This is a genomic window from Nocardiopsis quinghaiensis (assembly GCF_008638365.1).
Lineage (GTDB): Bacteria > Actinomycetota > Actinomycetes > Streptosporangiales > Streptosporangiaceae > Nocardiopsis > Nocardiopsis quinghaiensis.
The window spans coordinates 1-23,569 of sequence record NZ_VWVU01000001.1 but is presented as its reverse complement, the minus strand read 5'-3'; the positions used below and the strand labels follow the sequence as shown (position 1 = coordinate 23,569).

The 23,569-nt window shown below is 72.2% G+C and carries 20 protein-coding genes and 1 pseudogene; 7 read left to right on the top strand and 14 right to left on the bottom strand.

Going from position 1 to position 23,569, the window contains the following annotated elements; genetic code table 11:
- Positions 1-35: 35 nt before the first annotated feature.
- Entirely contained in the window at positions 36-641 is a 606-nt protein-coding gene (locus FYX01_RS04905; RefSeq protein ID WP_150238003.1) for a TetR/AcrR family transcriptional regulator, read from the bottom strand.
- A 457-nt stretch (positions 642-1,098) separates the two neighbouring features.
- Between FYX01_RS04905 and FYX01_RS04900 the strand changes: the two genes are divergently transcribed.
- From FYX01_RS04900 to FYX01_RS04880, 5 genes are all read left to right on the top strand, one after another.
- Positions 1,099-2,202, top strand: a complete 1,104-nt coding sequence (locus FYX01_RS04900) for a WD40/YVTN/BNR-like repeat-containing protein (RefSeq protein ID WP_150238001.1) — start codon at positions 1,099-1,101, stop codon at positions 2,200-2,202.
- A gap of 1 nt (position 2,203) precedes the next feature.
- Complete coding sequence (locus FYX01_RS04895) at positions 2,204-2,488, top strand: MoaD/ThiS family protein (protein WP_150237999.1); 285 nt, start codon at positions 2,204-2,206, stop codon at positions 2,486-2,488.
- A 189-nt stretch (positions 2,489-2,677) separates the two neighbouring features.
- Complete coding sequence (locus tag FYX01_RS04890; protein ID WP_150237998.1) at positions 2,678-3,892, top strand: sensor histidine kinase; 1,215 nt, start codon at positions 2,678-2,680, stop codon at positions 3,890-3,892.
- Positions 3,893-3,948: 56 nt separating this feature from the next.
- Positions 3,949-4,638, top strand: a complete 690-nt coding sequence (locus tag FYX01_RS04885; RefSeq protein WP_317846049.1) for a response regulator — start codon at positions 3,949-3,951, stop codon at positions 4,636-4,638.
- A gap of 194 nt (positions 4,639-4,832) precedes the next feature.
- Positions 4,833-5,846 carry a zinc-binding dehydrogenase gene (locus FYX01_RS04880; protein WP_150237996.1) on the top strand — a complete coding sequence of 338 codons (1,014 nt, stop codon included), beginning with the start codon at positions 4,833-4,835 and terminating at the stop codon, positions 5,844-5,846.
- 133 nt (positions 5,847-5,979) lie between these two features.
- Here the strand turns inward: FYX01_RS04880 and FYX01_RS04875 are convergent, their stop codons facing one another.
- Complete coding sequence (locus FYX01_RS04875) at positions 5,980-7,506, bottom strand: SDR family oxidoreductase (protein ID WP_150237994.1); 1,527 nt, start codon at positions 7,504-7,506, stop codon at positions 5,980-5,982.
- Between the two features lie 273 nt (positions 7,507-7,779).
- On the opposite strand from FYX01_RS04875, the gene idi reads away from it, so the two are divergent.
- Positions 7,780-8,331 (top strand): isopentenyl-diphosphate Delta-isomerase, encoded by a 552-nt coding sequence (gene idi, locus FYX01_RS04870; RefSeq protein WP_150237992.1) that lies wholly within the window; start codon positions 7,780-7,782, stop codon positions 8,329-8,331.
- A 115-nt stretch (positions 8,332-8,446) separates the two neighbouring features.
- Positions 8,447-9,166 (top strand): HAD family hydrolase, encoded by a 720-nt coding sequence (locus tag FYX01_RS04865; RefSeq protein WP_150237990.1) that lies wholly within the window; start codon positions 8,447-8,449, stop codon positions 9,164-9,166.
- A gap of 101 nt (positions 9,167-9,267) precedes the next feature.
- Here the strand turns inward: FYX01_RS04865 and FYX01_RS04860 are convergent, their stop codons facing one another.
- From FYX01_RS04860 to FYX01_RS04805, 12 genes and pseudogenes are all read right to left on the bottom strand, one after another.
- Positions 9,268-9,606, bottom strand: a complete 339-nt coding sequence (locus tag FYX01_RS04860) for a DUF6221 family protein (RefSeq protein WP_150237988.1) — start codon at positions 9,604-9,606, stop codon at positions 9,268-9,270.
- A 186-nt stretch (positions 9,607-9,792) separates the two neighbouring features.
- Positions 9,793-10,632, bottom strand: coding sequence for a glutamate ABC transporter substrate-binding protein (locus tag FYX01_RS04855; protein ID WP_150237986.1), 840 nt, complete (start codon positions 10,630-10,632; stop codon positions 9,793-9,795).
- A 45-nt stretch (positions 10,633-10,677) separates the two neighbouring features.
- Entirely contained in the window at positions 10,678-12,114 is a 1,437-nt protein-coding gene (locus tag FYX01_RS04850; protein WP_150237984.1) for a hypothetical protein, read from the bottom strand.
- 60 nt (positions 12,115-12,174) lie between these two features.
- On the bottom strand, positions 12,175-12,891 hold the full coding sequence (locus FYX01_RS04845; RefSeq protein WP_150237982.1) for an FHA domain-containing protein: 717 nt from the start codon (positions 12,889-12,891) through the stop codon (positions 12,175-12,177).
- Between the two features lie 9 nt (positions 12,892-12,900).
- Positions 12,901-13,152, bottom strand: a pseudogene (locus tag FYX01_RS04840) (hypothetical protein); the annotation flags it as partial.
- Positions 13,151-14,422, bottom strand: a complete 1,272-nt coding sequence (locus FYX01_RS04835) for a PP2C family protein-serine/threonine phosphatase (protein WP_150237980.1) — start codon at positions 14,420-14,422, stop codon at positions 13,151-13,153. The pseudogene FYX01_RS04840 and the gene FYX01_RS04835, both read right to left, overlap by 2 nt.
- 17 nt (positions 14,423-14,439) lie before the next feature.
- Complete coding sequence (locus FYX01_RS04830; RefSeq protein WP_150237978.1) at positions 14,440-16,857, bottom strand: serine/threonine-protein kinase; 2,418 nt, start codon at positions 16,855-16,857, stop codon at positions 14,440-14,442.
- Positions 16,854-18,116, bottom strand: coding sequence for a hypothetical protein (locus FYX01_RS04825; protein ID WP_150238656.1), 1,263 nt, complete (start codon positions 18,114-18,116; stop codon positions 16,854-16,856). Before FYX01_RS04825 ends, FYX01_RS04830 begins: the two co-directional genes overlap by 4 nt.
- 236 nt (positions 18,117-18,352) lie before the next feature.
- The gene (locus FYX01_RS04820; protein ID WP_150237976.1) at positions 18,353-18,925 is read right to left on the bottom strand and encodes an AAA family ATPase; all 573 of its coding nucleotides are present in this window, start codon (positions 18,923-18,925) and stop codon (positions 18,353-18,355) included.
- A gap of 113 nt (positions 18,926-19,038) precedes the next feature.
- On the bottom strand, positions 19,039-20,208 hold the full coding sequence (locus tag FYX01_RS04815; protein WP_150237974.1) for a macrolide family glycosyltransferase: 1,170 nt from the start codon (positions 20,206-20,208) through the stop codon (positions 19,039-19,041).
- Between the two features lie 187 nt (positions 20,209-20,395).
- A complete protein-coding gene (locus FYX01_RS04810; protein ID WP_150237972.1) occupies positions 20,396-21,151 on the bottom strand; it encodes an HdeD family acid-resistance protein in 756 nt (251 codons plus the stop codon).
- A 233-nt stretch (positions 21,152-21,384) separates the two neighbouring features.
- The gene (locus FYX01_RS04805; RefSeq protein ID WP_150237970.1) at positions 21,385-22,674 is read right to left on the bottom strand and encodes a citrate synthase; all 1,290 of its coding nucleotides are present in this window, start codon (positions 22,672-22,674) and stop codon (positions 21,385-21,387) included.
- Positions 22,675-23,569 lie beyond the last annotated feature (895 nt).

Here is a 23,569-nt window from a genome sequence, read left to right as displayed (position 1 = left end):
TGGCGTCCGGCCCCGGCGCGGCGCCGCCGTCGCGGTCAGGAGGCCGTCTGCCCTCCGAGGGTGCGTAGCAGGTCGTGGGCCTCGTCCAGCCGGACGGGGAAGGCCTCGGGGTTCTCTGCCAACCGCATGGCGGTGAGCTCGCAGGCCATGGCGGTGTGGGCGGCGAGCACGGCGACGTTCTCGGCCGTGCCCGCCTCCACCAGGGCGCCGGCCAGCCTGGTGGCCCGATGCTGCCGGGTGAGGAGGTAGCGGGAGCGCAGATCACCGCTCTCACGGAGCAGGCGTGCCAGGACGGCCGAGTGCGCGGGCGAGAGCGCGGTGTGCGGCCTCGTGGCCTCGTCCGCCTCCCTGAGCAGCTCGACGGCGGCGCGCAGGTCGCCGCCCAGCGGCCGGGGCGCCTTCTCCCGTACGTAGGCGCACATGCGGTCGACCTCGACTCCGGCGTCGGCGAACAGCACTTGTTGTTTGTCGCCGAAGTACCTGAAGAAGGTGGTCCGGCCGACTTCGGCGCGCTCGGCGATCGCGGCGACCGTGACGTTGTCGAATCCGTGTTCGGCGAAGAGCTGGAAGGCTGCTGACACGATCATGGCTCGGGCCTTACGGCGTTTGCGAGCGTGGAGCGTGTCCGGGGGGTGGTGCATGAGGCGACCCTATCGAGTGGGGACCCGGTCCTTGCCGGTACTCAGGACCATTGGGACGGTAGTCCTGAAACGCGCCGTGGAACCGGGCTAGCGGGAAGTCGTCCGTCCTGTTCGTGGTGGGGGGAACGCAGCCGGTGGGCACAGGACGAGCCCACGCGGACACACCGGTTGACCCGGAATTTTATTGCAGATCAGTCTTCTCCTGACAACCGCCTTCCACCTCGTGGTGAACACCTACCGGAAAGTGGTTCCCCCCTCACGGAAGATATGCCTTCGGCGGGCGCACCATTTTTGATCAGCGTTCATTAAACATCTTCCTGGAAACCTTTTGGCTTCCTCACCATTGGCCTGCCCGAACGACCGGAACCCGTGTCCCCATCGTGTCGGCGCCGCGCCTCCGCAGAATGTCAGTGCCCTGTGCCACAGTGAGATCCTCATTCCCGTACTGGAGTTGGTCATGGCGTATCTCCTGGTCATCGGCACACGCAAGGGGCTCTTCACGGCCCGAAGCGAGGATCGGCGGGGATGGGAGGTGAGCGGCCCCCACCGGCTCGACGCCGCGGACCACGCCAGCATGAGCGCCGTGTACGCGGTCGGGATCGACCCGCACAGCGGCCGTGTCCTGGCCGGCGCGGAGAGCTCCCACTTCGGGCCGAGCGTCTGGTACAGCGACGACGCGGGCCTGACCTGGCACGAGCCCGCCTCCGCGCCCATCGCCTTCCCCGAGGACACCGACGCCTCCCTCACACGCGCCTGGCAGTTCGCCTTCGGCGACGATCCCGGGACCGTGTACGCGGGTGTGGAGCCGCACGCGCTGTTCCGGTCATCCGACGGAGGGGCGAGCTTCGAGCTCGTCCGCGCCCTGTGGGACCACCCCCACCGCGCCAACTGGTACCCCGGCGCGGGCGGCGGCGCGGTCCACACGGTCCTGCCCGGGGTCCTGGGCTGGGGAGAGCGCTCCCCCGGCTCCATGACGGTGGCCATGTCCACCGGTGGTATCTACCAGACCCGTGATGACGGGGCCAGCTGGGCTCCGGCCAACCGGGGGATCTCGGCGGGGTTCATGCCCGACGAGGAGCCCGAGTACGGGCAGTGCGTACACAAGGTGGCCGCCGGGCCGGGCGGTGTGCTCTACGCCCAGAACCACCACGGGGTGTACCGCAGCGAGGATCCCGCCGGACAGGGATGGACCGCCGTGGAGAAGGGACTGCCCACCGACTTCGGGTTCGCGGTGGTCGCCCACCCGCACCGGCCGGAGACGGCGTTCAACTTCCCCGTCATCAGCCAGGAGGTGCACCTGCCGCCCGACCACCGGCTGGGGGTGTACCGGACCGACGACGGGGGCGGCAGCTGGCACCCGTTCACGCGGGGCCTCCCGGAGGACCCCTACTTCGGGATCGTGCTGCGCGACGGTGCCTGCACCGACGGCGCGGACGATCCCGGGCTCTACTTCGGCACGCGTACCGGCGACGTCTACGCCGCCACCGACGGCGGAGAGGGCTGGCACCGGGTGGCCGAACACCTGCCCGACGTGCTGTGCGTCCGCGCCGCGGAGGTGTGACATGCGGGTGACGGTACATCTGCCGGGGCTGCTGCGCGCGGACGCCGGCGGCTCCGCCCACATCCCGGTGGAGGTCGACGACGGCACCGCGCTGGGCGGGGTGCTGGACGCGCTCACCTCCCGGCACCCCGGCCTGGACCGGCGGATCCGCGACGAGCGGGGGGCGCTGCGCCGCTATGTCAACGTGTTCGTGGACGAGGACGAGTGCCGCACCGTCGGAGGGTTGGCCGCGCCGCTCCGCGACGGCGCGGACGTGCGCGTGCTCCCGTCGGTGGCGGGCGGCTGACGGGCCCCGGCGCCGGGGCCCGGTCGGCCTCCGGGCACGGAGCCGCTGTGCCGACCGGTCCCCGCGCGCGGCGGCATCCCGCCCTCCACCTGCCCCATGGCCGCCAGGAACACCGCCACGCCGCCCGGCCCCCCGCCTCGTCCTTTCGGCCGAGGCCGTGCCCGGCGCGGGAGACCTAGTCTGGGGGCCATGGCGTTGAACAGGGCCTCCGCCCTCCTGGCCCGGCAGCTCACGCTCGTCGACGGCGGGCTTCCCCGGCTCACCGCTTGGGCCGTCGCGGTCCTTTTGGTGGCGGCGTGGAGCGGAGACCTGGCGACCACCCTCCAGGCCCTGTCCGCCGACGTCTGGTTGGGCCCGCCCCGCGACTTCATGTACTTCCTGCCCCTGGTCTCCGGAGGTCTGGCGACCGGGGTCGCCCTGGCCGCGCTGCTGCCGAGGACGGGGCCCGCGCTGACCACGGCCGCCGGGGCGGGCGCCGCGCTCCTGACGGTGGCGGCGTCAGCGGTGCTGTGGCCACTGGACAAGGGGACGTACGGCTACTCCATCGCGCTCTCGGAGGGCGCCGCGGTCCTGACGACGCTCTCGCTCGTCGCCCTGCGCGGACGTGTGTGGCAGGTCGGCCTGGTCTCGCTCCTCGCCTTCGCCGCGCTCCTCTCGGACTATCTCCGCGAACCGTTCTTCTGGCCGGGCCGGGTCACGACGGCCCTGCTGGTCGCGGGGGTCGGCCTGGTGCCCGGCCTGTACCTGCGGTGGCGGGACGCCCGGCACTCCGTCCGCGTGGAGGCGGTCCGCGCTCAGGAGCGGCTGGCCATCGCCCGGGACCTGCACGACGTCGTGGCGCACGAGGTGACCGGCATCGTCGTCCAGGCACAGGCGCTGCGGCACATCGCCGACCGCGACCCCGGTGCGGTGCGGACGGCCCTGCCGGAGATCGAGGCGGCGGGCGCACGCGCCCTGGCGTCCATGCGCGGGATGGTCTCGCGGCTCCGGGAGCCGGACGACGTGCCGTTGGCTCCGGACACCACCGGAGGGCTGGCCCGGCTGGAGGCGCCCGCCACCTCCGGTCGGCCGGGGGTGAGGGTGCGATACGAGGGCCCGGTGGACGCTCTGCCTCCGGCCGTGGGCACCACGGTGCTGCGGATCGCCCAGGAATCGGTCACCAACGCCCTGCGGCACGCCCGTGGCGCGTCCCGGGTGGACGTGGTGGTGGAGGCCGGAGCGGACGGTGTCCGGGTGGAGGTGCGCGACGACGGCCGCGGGACCGCCGGGCCGGTCGACGGCTTCGGCCTCACCGGCATGGCGGAACGGGTGCGCCTGCTCGACGGGGAGTTCTCCGCCGGGCCCCACGGGAGGGGCCCCGGCTGGGAGGTGAGGGCGTGGCTGCCGCTGGGGGGAAGAGGATGACGTCCGGGGGAACGGCTGAGAGGCGGGGAACAGGCGTGGCGACCGAGGGAGGGCCGGTGACGGTCGAAGGGGAACGGGTCGGGACCGGGACGGCACCGGAGACGATCCGGGTGCTGCTGGCGGACGACCAGCGGATGGTGCGGACCGGATTCCGGTACATGCTGGCGGCCGAGGACGGCGTCGAGGTGGTGGGCGAGGCCGGTGACGGCCTGGAGGCGGTCCGGCTGGCCCGGGACCTGCGCCCCGACGTGGTGCTCATGGACATCCGGATGCCGGGCGTGGACGGCCTGGAGGCCACCCGGCGGCTGGCCGGCCCGGGGGTGGCCGACCCGCTACGGGTGGTCGTGGTGACCACGTTCGACCTGGACGATTACGTACACGCGGCGCTCACCGGAGGGGCGGTCGGATTCCTGTTGAAGGACGCGGGTCCGGCTCTGCTGGTGGAGGCGGTCCGGGCCGCCGCCAGGGGCGACGCCCTGGTCTCTCCCAGGATCACCGTCCGGCTGCTGCGGCACTTCGCGGCGACGGCTACCCGGTCCGCGCCGGAGGAGGGCGGACTGACCACGCGGGAACTGGACATCGTGCGGTCGGTGGCGCGGGGACTGACCAACACCGAGGTGGCCGGAGAGCTGTTCGTCACCGTGAGCACGGTGAAGACGCACCTGGCGAGCGTGCAGGCCAAGCTGGGCGCGCGCAACCGGGTGGAGGTGGCCGCCTGGGCGTACCGGAACGGACACGCCACGTAGCGGCGGAGGAACGGCGGCCCCTCCGCCGCCGGACGGACGGGCACGGTAGGGGCACGTGGGACCGGGGGCCCGAAGAGCTGGGATCGGTCGTTTGACCGGAACCCGGCTCCTCCCCAAGTGTCGCCTTCGTTCGGATCCGTCTTCGCACGATGATGATCAGTGAAACTTCCACGACAGCGGATGCGAGGACCTCCATGGCCACGATGCGTGCGGCCCGGCTCAACGTGAAGACCCGGACCCTGGAGCTCAAGGACGTCCCCAGGCCCGTCCCCGGCCGGGGCCAGGTCCTGGTCCGTGTGAAGGCGGCCGGGGTGTGCCTGTCCGACGTGCACCTGATCGACGGCACCCTCACCCCGCTCCACCTGGAGGGCGACGAGGTCACCCTGGGACACGAGGTGTCCGGTGTGGTGGAGGAGATCGGTCCCGACGTCATGGACCCCGAGGTGGGCGACCGGGTGATCCTCCAGGCGGGACAGACCGACCGCTCCGGGAAGGTGATCACCCGGGGCGTGGACTACGACGGCGGGTGGGCCGAGTACGCGCTCGCCGACGAGGAGACCCTCGTGCCGATCCCCGACGACCTGCCCTTCGACCAGGCGGCGATCATCCCTGACGCCGTGTCCACCCCGTGGGCGTCGATCACGTCCACCGCCGACGTCGGACCGGCCGAGGCCGTCGCCGTGTGGGGTGCGGGCGGCCTGGGCGCGCACGCGGTGAAGCTGCTGCGCCTGGTGGGCGCGGCCCCGGTCATCGCCGCCGACCCGGACCCCCGTGCCCGTGAGCGCGCGCTCGCCTTCGGCGCCGACGCGGCCCTGGACCCGACCGCCTCGGACTTCCTGTCGACGATCGGCGAGATGACCGGCGGGCAGGGGCTCAACGTCGCCTTCGACTTCGCCGGCGTCCCGGTCGTGCGCGAACAGGCCCTCCGCCTGCTCGGCGAGCACGGCCGCCTGGTGCTCGTCGGCCTGACCGACGAGCCGCTGGAGGTCAAGGACGGTACGCGCTTCAGTTACCTGCAGCAGCAGATCCTCGGCCACTACGGTTCCGAGCCCGAGCACGTCGTCCAGCTGGTGGAGCTGGTCAACGCGGGCCGTGTGGACTTCGCCAGCTCGATCAGCGGCACCCTCGGCCTGGAGGAGGCGCCGGCGGCGGTCGAGCAGCTGGAGAAGCGGACCGGCTCCCCGATCCGGCTCGTGCTCGAACCCTAGCCGTCGAGGAGCCCCACGGCCCCCGCCGTCTCGGCGGCGGGGGCCGGCCTCCCGGCCCCCCGTCGAACGGTGCCTCGCCTTCGACGCCGTGGGCGGGGTGTCCATCGCCGTCCCGCTGTGGGACCCGTCCGGCCTACCAGTTGGCGGGGGCGTAGTCCTTCAGGAAGCACCCGTACAGGTCCTCCCCCAGCTCACCCCGCACGATGGGGTCGTACACGCGCGCGGCCCCGTCCTCCAGGTCCAGCGGCGCGTGGAACCCGGCCTCGGCCATCCGCTCCTTGTCCGGATGCGGCCGCTCGTCGGTGATCCACCCGGTGTCCACGCTGGTCATCAGGATGCCGTCGGACTCCATCATCTCCTGGGCGCTGGTACGGGTGAGCATGTTCAGGGCGGCCTTGGCCATGTTCGTGTGGGGATGCCCCGCGCCCTTGTAACCGCGCCCGAACACCCCCTCCATCGCCGACACGTTCACGATGTAGGTACGGCGTGCGGGGGACGCGGCCAGGGCCGGACGCAACCGGTCCACCAGCAGGAACGGTGCGCTCACGTTGCACAGCTGCACCTCCAGCATCTCGACGGGGTCGATCTCACCGACCCGCTGCGTCCAGCTGTTCACCGGCGTGAGGTCGGGGACCAGTCCGCCCGCGTCGATCGCCGTCCCGGCGCGCACCTTCTCCATCGACGCCGATCCCGTGGTCAGCGCCAGCGACGCGAGCATCCGCGGGGTGAGCGCGTGCCGCGTCAGGGCGGGCCCGGCCGTGTCCGGGGCGGCTCCGCTCATGCTTCCGGTCGGAGCGTCCTCCAGCGCGCGCGGACGCACACCGCCGAGGACCAACGGCTCCGGCAGTCCCTCCCCCGTGAGCGGTTCGGCCTCGGCCTCCAGCAGCGGCCCGTACGAACCCGGCGCCCTGCGCACCGTCTGCGCGGCGTTGTTGACGAGAACGTCCAGCGGCCCCTGTTCGGCCACCGAGTCGGCCAGCCGCACCACCTGTGCGGGGTCGCGCAGGTCGACACCCACCACCCGCAGCCGGTGCAGCCACTCGGCGCTGTCGGGCATCGCGGCGAAACGGCGCACCGCGTCGTTCGGGAACCGCGTGGTGATGGTGGTGTGCGCGCCGTCCCGCAGCAGCCGGAGGGCGATGTACATGCCGATCTTCGCTCGGCCGCCGGTGAGCAGGGCCCGTCGGCCGGTCAGGTCGGTGCGGGCGCCCCGGCGCTCCCTGTTGAACGCCGCGCACGTCGGGCACAGCTGGTGGTAGAAGGCGTCGACCTCCCGGTACCTCCCCTTGCAGACGTAGCAGGACCTGGCCTTGCTCAGCACGCCCGCGAGGGCGCCGCTGCTCCCGCTGGTGAGGGCACGGCCGCTGGTCTCGTCGTCGATCCGGTCGGGCGCCGCGGTGGCGGTGGCCGCGAACACGGCTCTGTCGTGGGCCCTCTGCCTGGCCTGACGCTCCTTGCGGCGCTGTTCCTTGACCTTCTTGAACAGCCCGGCGGTGGCCCGCTGCAGAGCCGCCGAGTCCGGGTGGTCGCTGGGCAGGTCGCCCGCACGGGAGAGCACGTCCAGACACACGGCCAGCCGGTCGGGGTCGATGCCCTCCGCCGGCTCCGTCCGCGCCTCCGCCGGGGTCTCCGGCTGTCTCTCCAGGTCCGTGTCCGTCATCGTGTCCGTCACCACTCCGCCGCCGCGCTGCCGCCGCACCGCTGCCGCCGTTGTCGCGGCCGTTGTCTCCTACCGCCCCCGCCACTCCGAGGTTCCGGTGCCACCGGCGTCCTGGTCTGCCCGGAGAACAGCGTGCTCCGGGTTCGGGGCCATCAGAACCTTATGCGTATCCGGACACCACCTGGGGCACGAACCGGTGCACGTGACAGGTGACCATAGAGACCAAGCAGATGACGCGTGGGGTCCGAGGACCCCACTGGTAGGGGGAGTCCCGTGATCCAACCGACGGCCGCCACGACGAACACCGGTTCCCCACGCGAGTTCGTGGTGCTGCTCGACGAGGAGTACCGGCGCGTGGGCGTCGCCGACAAGGCGACGGTGCACACCGAGGACACCCCTCTGCACCTGGCGTTCTCCTGCTACGTCCTGGCCGCGGACGGGCGGGTGCTGATCACCCGCCGGGCCCTCGGCAAGACCACCTGGCCGGGGGTGTGGACGAACAGCTGCTGCGGCCACCCCTCCCCCGACGAGGACCTGGGGGAGGCCGTGCGCCGCCGGGTCGCGCAGGAGCTGGGGATGGACGTCACGGAGGTGCGGCCCGCGCTGCCCGACTTCCGGTACCGGGCGGTGTCGGCGGAGGGGATCGTGGAGAACGAGTTCTGCCCGGTGTTCTGGGCCCGCGCGGCGGGGGACCCGGTCCCGGACCCGGCGGAGGTCGCCGAGCACACGTGGGTGGAGTGGTCGGACCTGGTGGCGGTCGCCGAGCGGACCCCCGCGCTGCTGAGCCCGTGGGCGGTCGAGCAGATTCCCCGCCTGAACCCCTGACCGCGGCGACGGGCGCGGACGGAGTTCCCGGGCCAGGCGAGGAGGGAAGCGCTGGAGGCTCCGTGTGCGGGTAGGAACCCGTGTGGGTACCCCCTCGCCCCCTGGAGTCGAACCCATGCCCGAACGCCCCGCCGGCCGGCTGCTCCGTCCGTCCGCTCTCGTCTTCGACGTCCTCGAAACCCTCTTCCCGCTGGCGCCCCTGGAGTGGCGGTTCCGGGAGGCCGGCATCCCCCGGGTGCTCATGCCCCGCTGGTCGGCCCACCTGCTGCGGGACTCGTTCGCCCTGACCCTGACGAGCGGTGACGCCCCCGACGGCCCCTCCCCGGGCGACCGGTCCTTCGAGGACGTGGCCCGAGGCACGCTGAGGGACATCACGGGCCACCAGATCGCCCCGTCGGCCGAGGACGCCGTCATCGCGGGCATGGCCGGACTCGATCCCCGCCCCGAGGCGGCCGCCGCCCTGCTCGCCGCACGCGAGGCCGGGCTGAGGGTGGCGACCCTGAGCAACCACGACGGCCTCCTGCCCCGGACGCTGCTGGAGCGCGCCGGTCTGCTGGACCTGGTGGAGGACGTGCTGGCCGTACACCCCGCCGGCAGGTGGAAGCCGATGCCCGGCGCCTACCGCGCCGCCGCACGGTCCCTGGAGGTCTCCCCGGAGCGGCTGGCCCTGGTCACCGCGCACGGCTGGGACGTCGCCGGGGCGAGGACCGCGCGTCTGGTGACCGGCTGGTCCTCCCACCTGGAGGGGCGCTTCCCGTCGGCCTTCGCCCCACCGGACGTCTCCGGCCGGGATCTCGCCGAGACGGTGGACGGGCTCCTCGAACTGCCCCGGTGATACCCGCGTGCCTGCGCCCCCTTTTCCCGACCGGTCGCTCTCAACGGCCCTGAAGGAGACGGTGTCCCTGATCGGCGGGGAGGGCGGCAGCGCGGACGGCCCTACACCTCCCAGGACTCGTCGTACTCGGGATGGGTGCGGTAGACCGCTGCCAGGTACTTCACCGCCAGCCGCCAGGCCAGCAGTCCCGACCAGGGGTCACCGCCGTCGGCGGGCGGACCGGGGTTGGGCCGGGGCCGGGAGGAGTGGGTGCCGGGGGCCAGAACCGGTTCGAGACTGCGCATACCCGCGCGGTGGGCTTCGGCGTATCCACGGACGATCCTGCGTTTGGCCGCGACCTCTGCCAGTGCCCGGTCCCGGCCGCGCGCTCCCGCGGGAGCCGCCTTCGACGCGCGCTCGTCCTCGTCCAGACGCGCGTTCAGGAACTCGACGATGGTCAACGGACCGCTCCTATCCTGTACCCCCCGCGTTGCGTTGCTCCGTGAAGACTCAGTATCCGCCATACACCCCGCTCAGACCACACCTCAGGTTCCCCGGAGGCCACCCGGCCGATCCCGGCCACGGCTCCGGCCCCACCGGCCGTTCCCCTTCTCCACCGCCGTTCCCACGGGCACACCCGGTCCCGCTCAGACGCACCCCTCGAACTGGGGCACGCTCGTCACCACCTGGAGGTCGGTCTCGCCGAACCAGGTCTCCAGGAACTCCTGGGCCGTGCCGTCCTGGTACATCTCGCTGATGGCCTTGTTGACGGCCTCGCAGGCGCGGACGTCGCCGTACGGCAGGCCGACGCCGTACTTCTCGTCGGTGAAGGGGTTGTTGACGAAGCGGAAGGCGGAGGGGTCCTCGGCGAGGAATCCGGCCAGGATGAGGTTGTCGGTGGAGACGGCGTCCACGTCGCCCTCGCGGAGGGAGTCGATGCAGGCGCTGTAACTGGGCGCCTCCGTCTTCTGGACGTCGATGCCGAGGCCCTCGGTGATGCGTACGGCGGAGTAGGAGCCCTCGCCCTGGCAGACGCTGCGGCCCTCCAGATCGCGCACGCCCCGGATGTCGGTGTCCTCGGCACGTACCAGCACATCCTGTTTGGCGACGTAGTAGGGGCCGCCGAAGGTCACCTGGGTCTTGCGGACGGGGGTGATGGAGTAGGTGGCCACGACCATGTCCACCTCACCGCTGATCAGTTTCTCCTCGCGCTCGGCGGAGGTGACGCCGGTGAACTCCACGTCATCGGCGGGCACTCCGAGCTTGTCCGCGATGTAGAGGGCCACGTCCACGTCGAAGCCCGTGATGCCGCCGTCGCCGTCGTCCAGCCCCAGTCCGGGCTGGTCGGTCTTGACCCCGACGGTCATCGAGGCCGCGTCGACCAGCGACTCCTCCTCTCCCAGCACCGCTGAGCAGGCGGGCAGCCCGAAGACCGCGACGGCGGCCAGGGCGGCTGCGGCGGCGGTGCGGCGGTGGCGAAACCTCATCGGCCTGTTCCTTGTCTCTCGGAGCCTTCGGTGTGCTCTCGGGTGTCAGCGGTACTCGGCCAGTCGGGGACGGACCCCGAGCACGACGAGCACGAGCAGGAGAAGCGCCCCCACGGGCAGCAGCCACGTCCAGGGGGCGAGCACCGCGTCACCGCGCTCGATCCCCTCGGTGAACGCGCCCACGTGCAGGCCGGTCAGCTCCTCCAACGCGGTCTCGTAGGCCTGGAAGGCACCGTCCTCGGTGTGCGCGATGCCCATGCGGATGTCCAGTGCCCCGGCAAGGTCACCGCTCCCCGCCGCCGAGCGCAGTGCCCGGTCCTCGTTCTGGAGGGCGTTGTAGGACTCCAGCACTCCGGCGAGCGCGTCCTCCTGGCCGGGCAGCAGCGCGTCCTGGGCGTTCTGCCCCAGGTAACCGAGCGTGCCCGGGTCGTCGGGGTCGGATCCGTCCGTCCCCGGCAGGTCCGGGTAGGCGGCGGCCACCTCGTCGATGGCCTCGTAGTAGGCCTCCAGGTTGCTCGCGGGGCGGAACAGCACCTGCTGGGCCCGCTCCAGGTACACCTGCTGGTAGTTGTCGGCCATCTCCCGGTCGACCAGGTACCGGCTCTCGTCCGCCTGCATGTCGGTGACGATCGCCCCGGCCCGGGACAGCGCCATGGCCGCGTCCAGGCCCTCCTCCTTGGCGTCACGCTGGTGGTCACCGCTGGCGAACAGGGCGAGGGTCACCCCCGCGGTGAGCAGGACGGTGCCCGCCGTGGCCGCCGCCAGCGGGACGCTGACCCGTCGGCGGAACCGCGCACGCAGGTACAGCTGGAGTCCGAGCAGCGCGGCGACCGCCACCGCCCCGACCGCGCCGACCCACAGCAGGCCGAGCCCGACGGCCTCCTGCCGCTCCTCGTGGTTGGCGCGCACGATCGCCGACGAGTCCAGCCCCAGGTTGAACGCCTTGGGAAGCAGCTCGGTGTGCATCATTCGCGTGGCCCGGCGGTACGGCTCCAGGGCGGCTTCGTCCACCCGTCCGGGCGGGGCCTGCGCCTCGTCGTTGAGCAGCCGCGCCTCGGCGGCCAACTGCTCGTAGGCACCCACCCCGTCCAGGACCGCCCGGATGTTCTTCTTCTCCACGGTGTCGCCCTCGGTCAGCGAGGCCGCCTGCAGCAGGGCCTCGTTGGCCCGTGCCCGACTGTTCCCGTACCGTTCCAGGGCGTCCTCGCGGCCCGAGCCGAGTTCGTGGTCGGTGCCCATGAGCAGCACGTCGGCCACACGGGCGTCCATGTCGGCGAGCGCCAGGTACAGCTTGGTGGTCGCCATGGCCTGAGGCCCGGCGTCGTCCCCGAGCACGCTGAGGCCGTCGCGGGCCTGGTTGAGGGTGAAGGCCGCCGAACCGAACAGTCCGGCGACCGCCACCACGCACGTCAGGGTCAGCAGCCGCACCCGGGCCGGGGTGGTGCCCCGCCAGCGGCGGGCCCGGGTCCCCCGTTCGCTCATGCCGGTCCGCCCGGTCCCGGACCGCCGCGCCTGGTCGGAGTCGGGGGGCGTCAACGGGGCTCACCCCTTCTGGAGGATGATGACGGTCCATGCGCCGACGTAGATCCGGTCACTGTCATGCAGGGGAACCTCCACGTTGGGGGCGATGGGATCGGCGGTCCCGTTGATCGTGGTGCCGTTGGTCGATCCCGGGTCGAGGAGTGTCCAGGTGTCGCCGGGCCTGGCGATCAGGACCGCGTGGATGTGGGAGATCGCGGGGTCACCGCCGGGTCCGCCCAGGTCGATCTCGGGGGTGAAGCCGCGGGAGGCGCTGCGCCGCCCGATGTGCACACGGTCGCCCGTGAGCGCCACCCGGCGCTGCGCACCGCCCGCGGGGAAGGAGATCCGGGTGGCGTCGAGCATGCCCTGGTCGACCATGTACTGGTAGTACGCGGGGTCGGCGGCCACGATCGCGCGCCAGTGCGCCCCGGCCGGTGCGCCTCCCGGCCCGGAGCGCCCGTGCTGGTGGCCTCCGGACTGCGAGACGAAGTCGTACCCGCACTCCTCGCAGAACCGGCCCGCCCTGGAGGTGCCGCACTCGGGACAGGGGCCTCCCCTGGGCGCGCCCGGCGGGCGGCGCGGCGCGGGGGGCCGCACCGGGGACAGGGGCGGGGTCGGCGGGGTCGGATGCCGGTGTGACGGGGGCGGCGGCGTCGGGGGGCGGGTCCGGAGGCGCAGTCCGCAGACGTCGCAGAAGTCGGTCGCCGTGGAGCGGTGCCCGGAAGGGCAACTCGGCATGGGTCCCTCCTACCCGGGTACGGGGGCACCGCCGGTGTCCGGCCCGCCCTGTCGGGGTCGGGGCCGGGTCCGTACGGTCCGGGTCGAGTCGGTGTCCGGGACCGTCCCGTCGGCCTTGTCGGCACCGGGCTTGAGCCGGACGGTTCCGGTCACGGGGGCGACCACGTCGACGACCCTGCCGAGGAGCCTCGCGGTCTCCTCGTCGCCCGACTCGTGGGCGGGTGCGGCGGCGCGGCCGAGCCGCGTGGTGGCGGCACGGTCAGTCGTGTTCGACACGGGAGCCCCCTGGAGGCACGGGAACGACGACGACGGTGATGTTGTCCTTGCCGCCCGCCTGGAGGGCGAGGCCGACGTAGGCGCGGGCGGCGTCGCGGGGCCTGGCGCCCGCCCCGGGGACGGCGTCGGTCAGGGCCTGCGCCTCGGGGTAGTAGTTCCACAGGCCGTCGCTGCACAGCACGACGGCGCCGGGACCGGTCGGGGTGACGGTGGAGATGTGCGCGTCGATCTCGCCGGAGTCCGCGCCCATCCACGCGATGAGGGCGTGGGCGTTGGCCGAGCGCATCGCCTCCTCCCGGGAGAGGGTGCCCATCTGCACCATCGCCTCGCTCCAGGAGTCGTCCTTGGTCAGGAGGGCGGACGCGCTGGCGGCGGGGCCGCCGGAGAGCCAGTAGGCGCGGCTGTCGCCGACCCAGCCGACGGTGACGGTGCCCGTGGCGGGGTCGACCACCGCGGACACGAAGGTGCAGGCGGGTGCGGAGCTGGCCGAGTCGGCGATCCCGGCGACCGCCTCCGCGGCCCTGGTCATCGCCGCCCCGGTGGCCTCGCGGGGGTCGGCGCCCCCGCTTACCCGCTCCGCCAGGACCGACACGCCGGTCTCGGCGGCGACCCGGGAGGCCTCGTCCGAGCGCGGTGAGCTGGAGACACCGTCGCAGACCACCGCGCAGACCGCGCCGGGCGCGCGGGGGGCCTCGGCGTCGATCACGCGGATCGCCATGGCGTCCTCGTTGCGCCTGTGCCGCAGTCCCCGGTCGCTGACGCCGACGGCGGCGTGCGTACGCACCTCGACGTGGTCGCGGCCGGTGGGCTGGAGGAGGCCGCACTTCTCGCAGTAGCCGTCACTGACCCTGCCGGGGCACCACACGCACAGTCCGGGGTCGGTGGGCGGTACCGGGTCGCTCCGGGTGGCGAGGGGGTCGGCCAGGCTCACCTGCGGAGCCGTCGGGGCGCCGTCCGTCGGGACCAGGCCCGGGCGTTCGTCCGGCACCGCTTTCAGGCTCACCTGCGGTGCGGTGGGGGCGCCCTCGTCCGGAACCAGACCCGGACGTGCGCCGGCGTCGGACACCTCCCCGGCGGAGTCGCCGGACGGTACCTCGCCGGACATGCTCGCCTGCGGAGCCGTGGGCACCGAGTCGGGGTGCTCCGCGGGCACGGTCACGGCGTCCTCGGGGAGGGCGCGGCCGCACCCCTCGCAGAAGACGTCTCCCGCAGCCGCCCTGTCCGAGCAGGCAGGGCAGATCCGCACCTTGGTCATCGCCGTTCCCTCGTTCCTCACAGCAGCGTCACGGGGCGTAGGGAGTTGGCCCTGTCGATGAGTTCGTAGCGTTCCGAACGCGCGGTGGCGCGCTGGGCCAGAGCACGGTAGCGGCGTTCCAGGTTGGTCCGCACGCCCTCCTCCGTGAGCGGGCCGCCGAGCAGTCCCTCCCCGCCCGGGGCCCCGCCTCCCGCGTGGAGCCAGTCCAGGGCCGACTCCAGTACCCGGGCGGCCAGTCGGTCGGCCGACTCGCTGTCCAGGCCGATCCGCTCCAGGCGGCGTCCAGCCCGCACGAGGTCGGCGGCGTCCGTGCCGTGGTACCGGGTCGCGAGCACGGCGATCAGCGCGGTCTGGGCGTGGACGTGGAGGCTGGACAGTGCCGGGACCGTGTCCAGGACGGCGATGGCCTCGGCCCGGCTCCCCTGGGCGAGGCGGATCCGGGCCAGACCGAACGCGGCGCTGACGAAGGAGTGGTCGGTTCCCCAGACCGTCTGGAACTGGCGGGCGGCGGTCACGTGCTCGCCGGTCCGCTCGCAGGCCAGGGCCAGCCCCAGCTTGGGCGCGGCCTCACCGGGCAGGTGGTCGTACAGCTCGTCGAAGTGGTCACGGGCCTCGCGGAACCGGCCGGTGCTCAGCTCGGCCACCGCCAGGTACCACATGGTGCGCCAGTCCCCGGGCACGGCCACGCTGAACTGCTGGAGGGCGTCCATGGCCTCGCCGTGTCGGCCGGCGTTGATGAGCGCCCGGGCCAGCATCAGCAGGGTCTCGGGCGTGGGCTCGGGCATGGAGCGCAGCGCGGGGACGAGTTCCTCGGGGGAGAGTGTGTGGAAGCCGTGCAGGTACTGGGCGGCCGGGTCGTTCTGGTCGATGAGGGGCGCGGGCAGCAGTGCCGCCGCCTCGGTGGGCGGGGGCGGTGCGAGCATGCGGTCGGCGTTGTGGGCGCCAAGGTCGCGGCCGATCGCGGAGTTCTCACCGCCGAAGAGGGTGGAGGCGGCCGGGTGCGGTACGCCCTCCGTGTCGGAGAGGACCTCGCGCAGCACCCCGGTGAGCTGGTCGGCCATGTCGTCGGCGTCGTGGAAGCGCAACTCGGGCTCGGCGTGGGTGGAGCGGCGCAGCAGCCGGTCGAAGGACTCGTGGCGCTGGAGCAGCGGCACCGTCTCGCGCGGCGGGATGCTGTGCGGGTGCTCGCGCGTGAAGCCGAAGCGGAAGCTGAGCACGGCCAGGGCGCGGCCCACCGAGTACAGGTCGGCGCTGACGGTGGGGCCGGGATCGCGCAGCTCGTCCTCGGGCACCCGGTAGCCGGGGGTGGTGTAGACGGGACTGGCGGTGTCGTCCATGTGTCGCACGCCGCCCAGGTCGATGAGCTTGATCTGCTCCTCGCTCTGGATGACGTTGTCGGGTTTGAAGTCGCAGTAGAGCAGGCCCTTGGAGTGGAGGTGGCCCAGGGCGCGCAGGGCCTCCAGGCCGTAGGCGATGACCTGCTCCGGGGGCAGGACCGCGTCGGGGCCGTCCTCACGGCGCTCGGTGAGCAGCTCACGCAGGGACTTGCCCCCCACGTACTCCATGACGATGTGGCCGCCGGGGATGCCCGTGCGCGGATCCGGGTGCTGGGAGAAGTTGATGATCTTGACGATGTTGGGGTGCTCGACCTTGGAGAGGAACGCGCGCTCCGCCGCGGCCGCCTTGTGCGCCTCGGCGTCACCGGCGTTGAGCAGGCCCTTGAGGACCACCCAGCGGTCGTTGACGTTGCGGTCGCGGGCCAGGTAGATCCAGCCGAGACCGCCGTGGGCCAGGCAGCCGAGCACCTCGTACTGTCCGCCGACCATGTCGCCGGGGGAGAGTTTGGGGGTGAAGGAGAACTGGGTCCCGCACTTGCGGCAGAAACCCTCGGTGCGACCGGGCTGGTCGTCCCGGGTGCGGCCGACCCTCTCGCCGCAGTTGCCGCAGAAGCGGTTCTTCTCCGCGACGACGGGATTGACCATGACGGCTTCGGCCGGGTCCCGGTAGGGGACGAAGGGCACCTGGACCATGCCCATACCGAGCATGCCGCGCGAGGAGCGGCGGCTGCCGCGACCCGCGCTCCCGCCGCCGGCACCGGTGCCCGCGGTGCCGGAGACGCTGCCGGGACCGGAGCGCCCCGAGAGCCTGACACCGCCGGAGACGGGATGGGAGTGCACCGGATCTCCGCCGGCGGGGTCCCGGCCCGGAGGGCTGGAGGACGGCCACTGGTCGGGTGCCTCGTCCCGGCCCCCGTGCGGGGCCTTCGGGGCGGAGGGGCGGGACGGCCTCCGCGGGCCCGCACCGGGCTCCGGGAGGGCCTGCCGGGGGGTGGTCAGGGCCGGCGGGGGCCCCGCGTCCACGGGGGCCGGTCCGCACACGCCGCAGAAGCCGTCCTCGACCAGGCCGTGGCAGCCGGGGTCCGTGCACTTGGTCATCTGCTCACACCACCATCGCTCTCACCGTCTGATGCGCCCGGGCCCGGTGCGGTTCCGTTCACAGGGGGGCCGGTCCCGCCGAGTTCCTGGAGCGCGCGCTGGTACGAGGACAGGGCCGCCGTGGCCGCGCGTAGATCGCAGGGGGCGGTCCACAGCTCCCAGTGCGCCGCACGGTGGAGTCCGACCAGCCTCGCGTCCTCGGCGATCCCGAGCCGGGCCGCGCGGGCCCGGTAGGCGTCCAGGCGGCCGCGGAGTTCGGCACGGCGCTCCAGGAGTCCGGTGAGGTTGGCCTCGCGCTCGCGCGCGTCGTCGGCGGCCCCGTGGACGGCGCGCTGCAGTTCACCGAAGCGCGCGCCGAGTTCGCGCCACCGGCTCCGGGAGCGCAGGGCGTCCATGTCCGCGACACCGGCCCGCAGCTCGGGGACGGGGTCGGGAACGTCGATCGCGGAGGGCGAGGAGATCTTGGCGACCACCTGATCGCGCAGTCGACGGACGCGGGCGAGGACCTCGCCGACGTCGTCGACGGCGGAGCGGAGCCGCTCGACGCTCTCGGTGTAGGAGTCGCGCATGCGCAGGGCGTCGCGGAGTTCGCCGCGTACGCGCTCCAGCCGCAGGCGCAGCCGTTCGAGGGAGGAGGTGTCCACACGCCCGTCCTCGACGAGCGAGAGGGGATCGCACCGCACGGTGGTGCCCGCCGCGTCCAGGTCGGCACGCAGGGACTCGTGCTCGTCCTCACCGAGTTCGACCAGGTCGGAGAAGGTGCAGATATCGCGCCACATCGCGTCGAGCCCGGCCAGGCGCGGGTGGAGGACGTCCCAGGCCGTCTCGACGGCCGAGATGACCTCGGTGGCCTCCTCGTAGTCGGCCGTCATGCGGGCGACGGCGGCGGCGAGGGTGGTGGGCTCCCTCTCGGTGTGGAGCGGTCCGCGCTCGCGCGGCGGGACCTCCCTCGCGGGCAACGGCACGGAGGCGCCGTTGAGCAGGGAGGTCAGGAGGGCCTGGTCGTCGGGGCCGCCGCCTCCGGAGACACGGAGTTCCCGGGTCCGGTCGACGACGCGGCGGAACACTTCGTAGACCGCCCACAGGCTGTGGATGTGCTCGCTGGCGTGTTCCCAGCGCAGCCGGGTGCGTCCGGCGAGGTCGGCTCCCCGGAGCATCCGGTGGCCGACGTGGCCGTCCAGGTCGGCGAGGTCGAGGGCGATCCGGTCGGCCTCCCCGCGCACACGGTTGAGCGCGTGGTCGATGCCCTCCCAGCTCATGGGCGGCGTGTTCGCCCCAGACGCGCTGGCCACCTACCGCATTCCTTCCGGCGTCCTCGGTCCCGCGCCCGTCTCGGGCGCGAACGGTCAACGTTCCTTTACCTAGACAAGAGTCTGGCGTCGACCCACGGGAACCACAAGGGAAAGCGCGGTTCGCGGCCACGACCGGCCACATATGCCCTGTTTGTGGAACACAGGCACCGTGACATAACAGAGGTCTCTCCCAGCCACAGGAGTCACATTCCGCCCGTCCTGTGCTGGTGCTCGCGTGTGCCTCGGGGCATATGGGACAGGATGAAGCGGGCTCGCTCGGCGACCGGAACGCGCGGCAGTTCCACCGGCTCGTAGCCGCACGCCGGGTAGGCCTCGACCATCGCCCGGTACGTGCGCTCGGCCTCCTCCGGGGACTGGTGGCGTTCGGCGTCGCCGGTGAAGATCTCCGGCCACGGCGGGGCGACGAACACCCTGCGGTGGTACCGGAACCTGCGGGCCGCCTCGGTGACGTGCTCCGGGACCGGCAGGCCGCGCAGCAGGAAGTAGCCGACCAGGTCGGGGACGCCCCGGTCGCAGAAGACCGGCCCGGGCAGGGCGGCGGCCTCGCGGTGGGTGCGTATCTCCCACGCGAGCATGAGCTCGGCGAACAGGTCGTCGTCGCGCCAGGCCAGACCGCGGCCGCCGATCTCCCTCTGGTCGCGGATGATCGCCCGTCCGGCCTCCGTGGTGCGCGCGTACCCGAGCGCGGCCAGGTGGTCGAGCAGGGTGGTCTTGCCCGAACCCGGGCCTCCGGTGACGACGACGAGGTGGTCCATAGTCCCTCCGCGGGGTGTGGGCGGGTGTTCCGGTGCGTGTCCGGAGCATGGGGCCGGTGCGCCGCGTCCTCGGACACGGCGCACCGGAGGGGGAGCGGGTCGGTGCTTTCCGGCTAACCGGGCAGTTCCGCCTCGATCAGGTCGGCCGCGTAGGAGGTGCCGCCGGCCTGGAGCCGGGCACTGATTTCGGCCAGTCTTCGGGCGGCCTCCGGATCGGAGGCCAGCTCCAGCAGCGTCGAGCGCAGCCGGTCCGCGGTGGCGTCCGCGGTGTCGATCCGCCGGGCGACGCCGAGCTCCTCCAGGCGGTCGGCGTTGCCGAACTGGTCGACGGCCTGCGGGACGGCGATCATCGGGACACCGCTGTACAGGCCCTCGCTGGAGCCCCCCATCCCGGCGTGGGTGACGAAGGCGTCGGCCTGGCGCAGGACGGCCAGCTGCGGCACCCAGGAGTGCGTCTCGACGTTGGCGGGGACCTCCCCCAGCTCGGCGGGGTCCACGTACTTGCCGGTCTGCAGCACCACGTGCCACCCGGGCAGGTCGCCGAAGGCCCTCAGGCACTCGCGGTAGAACCCCGGCTGGTTGGTGTAGGCCGATCCCAGGGAGACCAGCAGGACCTTCCCCGCGTCCACCGGACGGTTCCACTCCCCCTGGTCGACCCGCTCCCCGAGGCACGGCCCGACGAAGGTGACCGTGTCGGCCACGGTGTCGGCGAACGGCTGCATCTCGCGCGGGATCATCGCCAGCGACCGCTCCGGGCGGGCGACGAAGGAGGTGTGGTCCAGGCCGGTGACACCGTTGTCGGCCAGCCAGGCCTCCATCTTCCCGAAGTGCTCCTCCGCTCCGGGCAGGGCGCGCAGTTCCTCCATGACGGTGTCGCCGTAGTCCCCCCAGGCCACGTAGGCGGGTGAGAGCTGCACGGACGGGATGCCCCAGCCGATACCGAGGACCCGGGCGGCGTATCCCGAGATGTCGTACAGGAACAGGTCGGGGCGGTCGGCGTCGTAGGCGGCCCGCAGGACGGGCAGTTGGGCGATCGCCTCGTCCAGGAAGACGTCCATCCCCGCGATCGGGTCGTCCGGCCACTCCTCGTCCCCGGTGGGCAGGGTGGTGGCGTACGGGACGAGTTCGGCGCCGGCACCGGTGATCATGTCGGCCAGCACGGGATCGTTGGCGTAGGTGAGGCGGTGTCCCCGGTTCACCAGTTCGCGGATGATCTCCAGGCTGGGCAGGGTGTGGCTCACGGCGGGCGTGCCGACCATGGCGATGTGGGCGCGACGGGTCATCGCTGATTCTCCAGAACGAGGTGTCCACGGGTAGGGCTGAGGGGCACCGGCCCCGGGCGGGGCGGGTGCGCGCGGCGTCGGGGACGCCTGCCTCTAGCCGTAGATCTGGAGGAAGCACATGGCCTCATGCTATCCGCGGCCCGGGGGCACGCGGGGCACGGCCGGGACGAGTTCGGCGGGACGCGCCCTAACGCCGCTCGTCGGGGTGGCCGGGATCCCCCTCGTCCTCCCCCGGAGTCCGGTGACGGCCCCGCCCGGAGGTCTCGTCCCCGTCCTCCCGGTCACCGTCGCCGCGAAGTTCCTCGTAGGTCCTGGTGGACCCTCCCCCCGCCGGTTCGTCTGGGTCACGGAGGTCGTCGAAGGCCCCTCCCTCCGGGCCCGGGAAGGCGTCGGCGGCGCCGCGGAGGCGGAACCCGGCCACCGCCATCGCCGCACCGAAGACGACGGCGTACATCGCGATCACGAACATGATGGCCTGCGCGCCCTCCAGTGGCCAGAACCACAGCAGCAGGCCGAAGACGATCGAGAGGGCTCCCACGAAGATCAGCAGCCACTCGGAGCTGATGTGCGCGCGCAGGCGGATGGCGGTGATGATCTCGGCGACGCCGGTGGCCACCGCCCAGACACCGATGACGAACACCAGGGCGACGATCGCCACGACCGGCCAGACCAGCGCGGTCAGACCCATGATGACGCCGATGACCGCCTGCACGGCCAGGGAGGCGCGGTTACCCCGTGCCGCTCGGTAGGCGGCGTATCCCAGGGCGGCGCCGTCGGCCAGCGCGTAGACGCCGAAGACGACCGCCAGGACCACCAGGGTCTTCTCCGGCCAGACCAGCGCGACCACGCCGAAGAGGACGGCGGCGACTCCTCGGAGGACCACCAGCCACCAGCTCCGGCTCAACTCGTCGAGCAGGTCGCCGGCCAACGCGTACCGGACCATCGTCGCCTCCCTCCACGGCCCTGTCCGGGGCCGTACCCTGCCCCCTTCCCCCGGAGTCGCACGGCGGGGGCAGCTGATCGCAAAACGCGGCAAAAGACGGGACCGCCCGTAGGTGTCCTGGTACGGGTGGTACCCGCCGTGTCCGGCGCCCAACAGCGGACGACGGGGGAGGACACGAGAGCGCCCGCCCCGTCGGTGACGCGGGCGGGCGCTCTCGGTGTTCTCCGGGAGGGTTACTCCTGGCCGGGGAGCCGACGCTCGGAGGCGCCGACGTAGTGCTGGCGCGGGCGCGCGATCCGGAAGGCCGGGTCGTGCAGCTGCTCGCGGTAGTGGGCGACCCAGCCGGGCAGGCGGCCGATGGCGAACAACGCGGTGAACATGTTGTTCGGGAAGCCCATGGTGCGGTAGATGACGCCGGTGTAGAAGTCGACGTTCGGGTAGAGCTTGCGCTCCGTGAAGTAGGGGTCGGCGAGCGCCGCGGCCTCGAGCTTGAGGGCGAGCGCGAACAGCTCGTCGGGGTTGTCGTCCCGGTCGAGGATCTGGCTGGCCAGAACCTTGATCTCCTTGCTGCGCGGGTCGAAGTTCTTGTAGACCCGGTGGCCGAAGCCCATGAGGCGCATCTCGCGGGCCTTGACCCGCTCCAGGAAGTCCTCGATGGAGATGCCCGAGTCGCGGATCTGCTCCAGCATCTCCAGCACGGCCTGGTTGGCGCCGCCGTGGGACGGGCCGGAGAGCGCGTTGAGGCCCGAGGCGATGCTGGCGTAGATGTCGGCCTTGGCGGAACCGACGACGCGCACCGTCGCGGTGGAGCAGTTCAGCTCGTGGTCGGCGTGCAGGACCAGCAGCATGCCCACGGCCTGGTTGAACAGGTCGCCGAGCTCGCTGTCTGCGTGGGTGTCGCCGAAGGTCATCCGGATGAAGTTGTCGACGTAGTCGAGCGAGCTGTCCGGGCTGATCGGCTTCTCGCCGATGGAGTTGCGGTAGATGCGCGCCGCGATCGTCGGCAGCTTGGCCAACAGCCGGATCGTGGCGAGCTCGACCTGGTCCTCGTCACCGGGGTCGACGCTGTCGTCGTAGTAGGCGGCGAGGGTGTTCACGGCGCTGGCCGTCAGTGCCATGGGGTGGCCGTTGCGGGGCATCGCGTCGATGAGCGCGCCCATTTCGGCCGGGATGTCGGCGTTCTCGCGCAGCTTGTCGGAGAACTCCTTGAGCTGGTCCGGCTCGGGCAGCTCGCCGTAGATCACCAGATAGGCGACCTCCAGGAAGGTCGCGCCCACGGCGAGGTCCTCGATCGGGTACCCGCGGTAGCGCAGGATCCCGGCGTCCCCGTCGATGTAGGTGATCTTCGAGCTACACGAAGCGGTGTTGCTGAACCCCGGGTCCAGGGTCGTCATGCCGGTCGACCCCAGGAGGGTCTTCAGCTCGATGGTGCGTTCACCCTCGGTACCGGTGAACACCGGCAGCTTCAGCACGCCGCCCTCGTAGTGGAGCTCCACCGTGCGCTCTTTGTCGTCTTCGCTCATGCCCGAGGTCAACCTTTCCAGGCGGGGGATACGTGAGATGCGTCAGACGCGGGGCGGTCCGCCGCCACGTTCCTGCTTCACTCGTTATTGTTCTGTTTTGTTAAACGACAGTTAAGCAAAAGCATATAAGTTTCACCGATTCACGAACAGGTGACATGCAACACATACCCAGATGTGAGCAGAATTACCGCAAGGTGAAGATTTACAAACTTTGCCAGCCGTCGATTACTCCGTGATCGCCCTGAGACATCATGAACGGCGCCGGGGGTCCACCCGACACCGCCCTGCCTCCTGCTCCGGTCCCCTGAGCACCTCACCACCCGACACGAACCCGCCCCTTCCGGCCGTCCTTCACAGAAGTGGACAGAGCCGGACGGAGCCCGGTGCGGCCAGGTGCCCGAACGCGCCCTAGTGGCCTTCTCCCAGAGTACCTTCGCCCTGATCACGGGGGTCGGCACGGGGTACCCGACAGCCGGTGACATTGGCCTCTGCCCGGGGCCCGGGGGTGCCGCGACCCCTCCGGACCCATCGGGTCGGGCCCGTCGTGGCAACAGTCTGTGCGTGGGGCACGAGAGTTCACACGCCGTCCGCGCGGAGCCCGCCCGGCGCGGCGGCCGTCGTCCAATTCGCGGGAACCGCGATCGGCATCGACAAAGGGTTATCGGCATTCACCCCGAGTAAACAGGGCGGGCGTGCTTTGCCGGAAAGGACGGCGGGCACCGGTGGCGGTACCCGCCGAAGCGTTCCGAAGGACGTCACACGCCCTCGTCGACGCCTCCGGCGAGGAGTGGTTCCATGAACAACTCCGGATGGTCGCGCTCGATGACACGCAACCGCCACTTGTTGTGCACCAGCACCAACAGCTCACCGTCGTTACGACGCCTGAGCACCTCCG

Coding starts and splice junctions, on each gene's coding strand:
- FYX01_RS04905 (WP_150238003.1), bottom strand. CDS start 641: ATGCACCACCCCCCGGACACGCTCCACGCTCGCAAACGCCGTAAGGCC.
- FYX01_RS04810 (WP_150237972.1), bottom strand. CDS start 21,151: ATGGTCCGGTACGCGTTGGCCGGCGACCTGCTCGACGAGTTGAGCCGG.
- FYX01_RS04880 (WP_150237996.1), top strand. CDS start 4,833: ATGGCCACGATGCGTGCGGCCCGGCTCAACGTGAAGACCCGGACCCTG.
- FYX01_RS04845 (WP_150237982.1), bottom strand. CDS start 12,891: ATGCCGAGTTGCCCTTCCGGGCACCGCTCCACGGCGACCGACTTCTGC.
- FYX01_RS04820 (WP_150237976.1), bottom strand. CDS start 18,925: ATGGACCACCTCGTCGTCGTCACCGGAGGCCCGGGTTCGGGCAAGACC.
- FYX01_RS04835 (WP_150237980.1), bottom strand. CDS start 14,422: ATGACCAAGGTGCGGATCTGCCCTGCCTGCTCGGACAGGGCGGCTGCG.
- FYX01_RS04890 (WP_150237998.1), top strand. CDS start 2,678: ATGGCGTTGAACAGGGCCTCCGCCCTCCTGGCCCGGCAGCTCACGCTC.
- FYX01_RS04850 (WP_150237984.1), bottom strand. CDS start 12,114: ATGAGCGAACGGGGGACCCGGGCCCGCCGCTGGCGGGGCACCACCCCG.
- FYX01_RS04830 (WP_150237978.1), bottom strand. CDS start 16,857: ATGACCAAGTGCACGGACCCCGGCTGCCACGGCCTGGTCGAGGACGGC.
- FYX01_RS04805 (WP_150237970.1), bottom strand. CDS start 22,674: ATGAGCGAAGACGACAAAGAGCGCACGGTGGAGCTCCACTACGAGGGC.
- FYX01_RS04895 (WP_150237999.1), top strand. CDS start 2,204: ATGCGGGTGACGGTACATCTGCCGGGGCTGCTGCGCGCGGACGCCGGC.
- FYX01_RS04875 (WP_150237994.1), bottom strand. CDS start 7,506: ATGACGGACACGGACCTGGAGAGACAGCCGGAGACCCCGGCGGAGGCG.
- FYX01_RS04825 (WP_150238656.1), bottom strand. CDS start 18,116: ATGAGCTGGGAGGGCATCGACCACGCGCTCAACCGTGTGCGCGGGGAG.
- FYX01_RS04855 (WP_150237986.1), bottom strand. CDS start 10,632: ATGAGGTTTCGCCACCGCCGCACCGCCGCCGCAGCCGCCCTGGCCGCC.
- FYX01_RS04865 (WP_150237990.1), top strand. CDS start 8,447: ATGCCCGAACGCCCCGCCGGCCGGCTGCTCCGTCCGTCCGCTCTCGTC.
- FYX01_RS04815 (WP_150237974.1), bottom strand. CDS start 20,208: ATGACCCGTCGCGCCCACATCGCCATGGTCGGCACGCCCGCCGTGAGC.
- FYX01_RS04900 (WP_150238001.1), top strand. CDS start 1,099: ATGGCGTATCTCCTGGTCATCGGCACACGCAAGGGGCTCTTCACGGCC.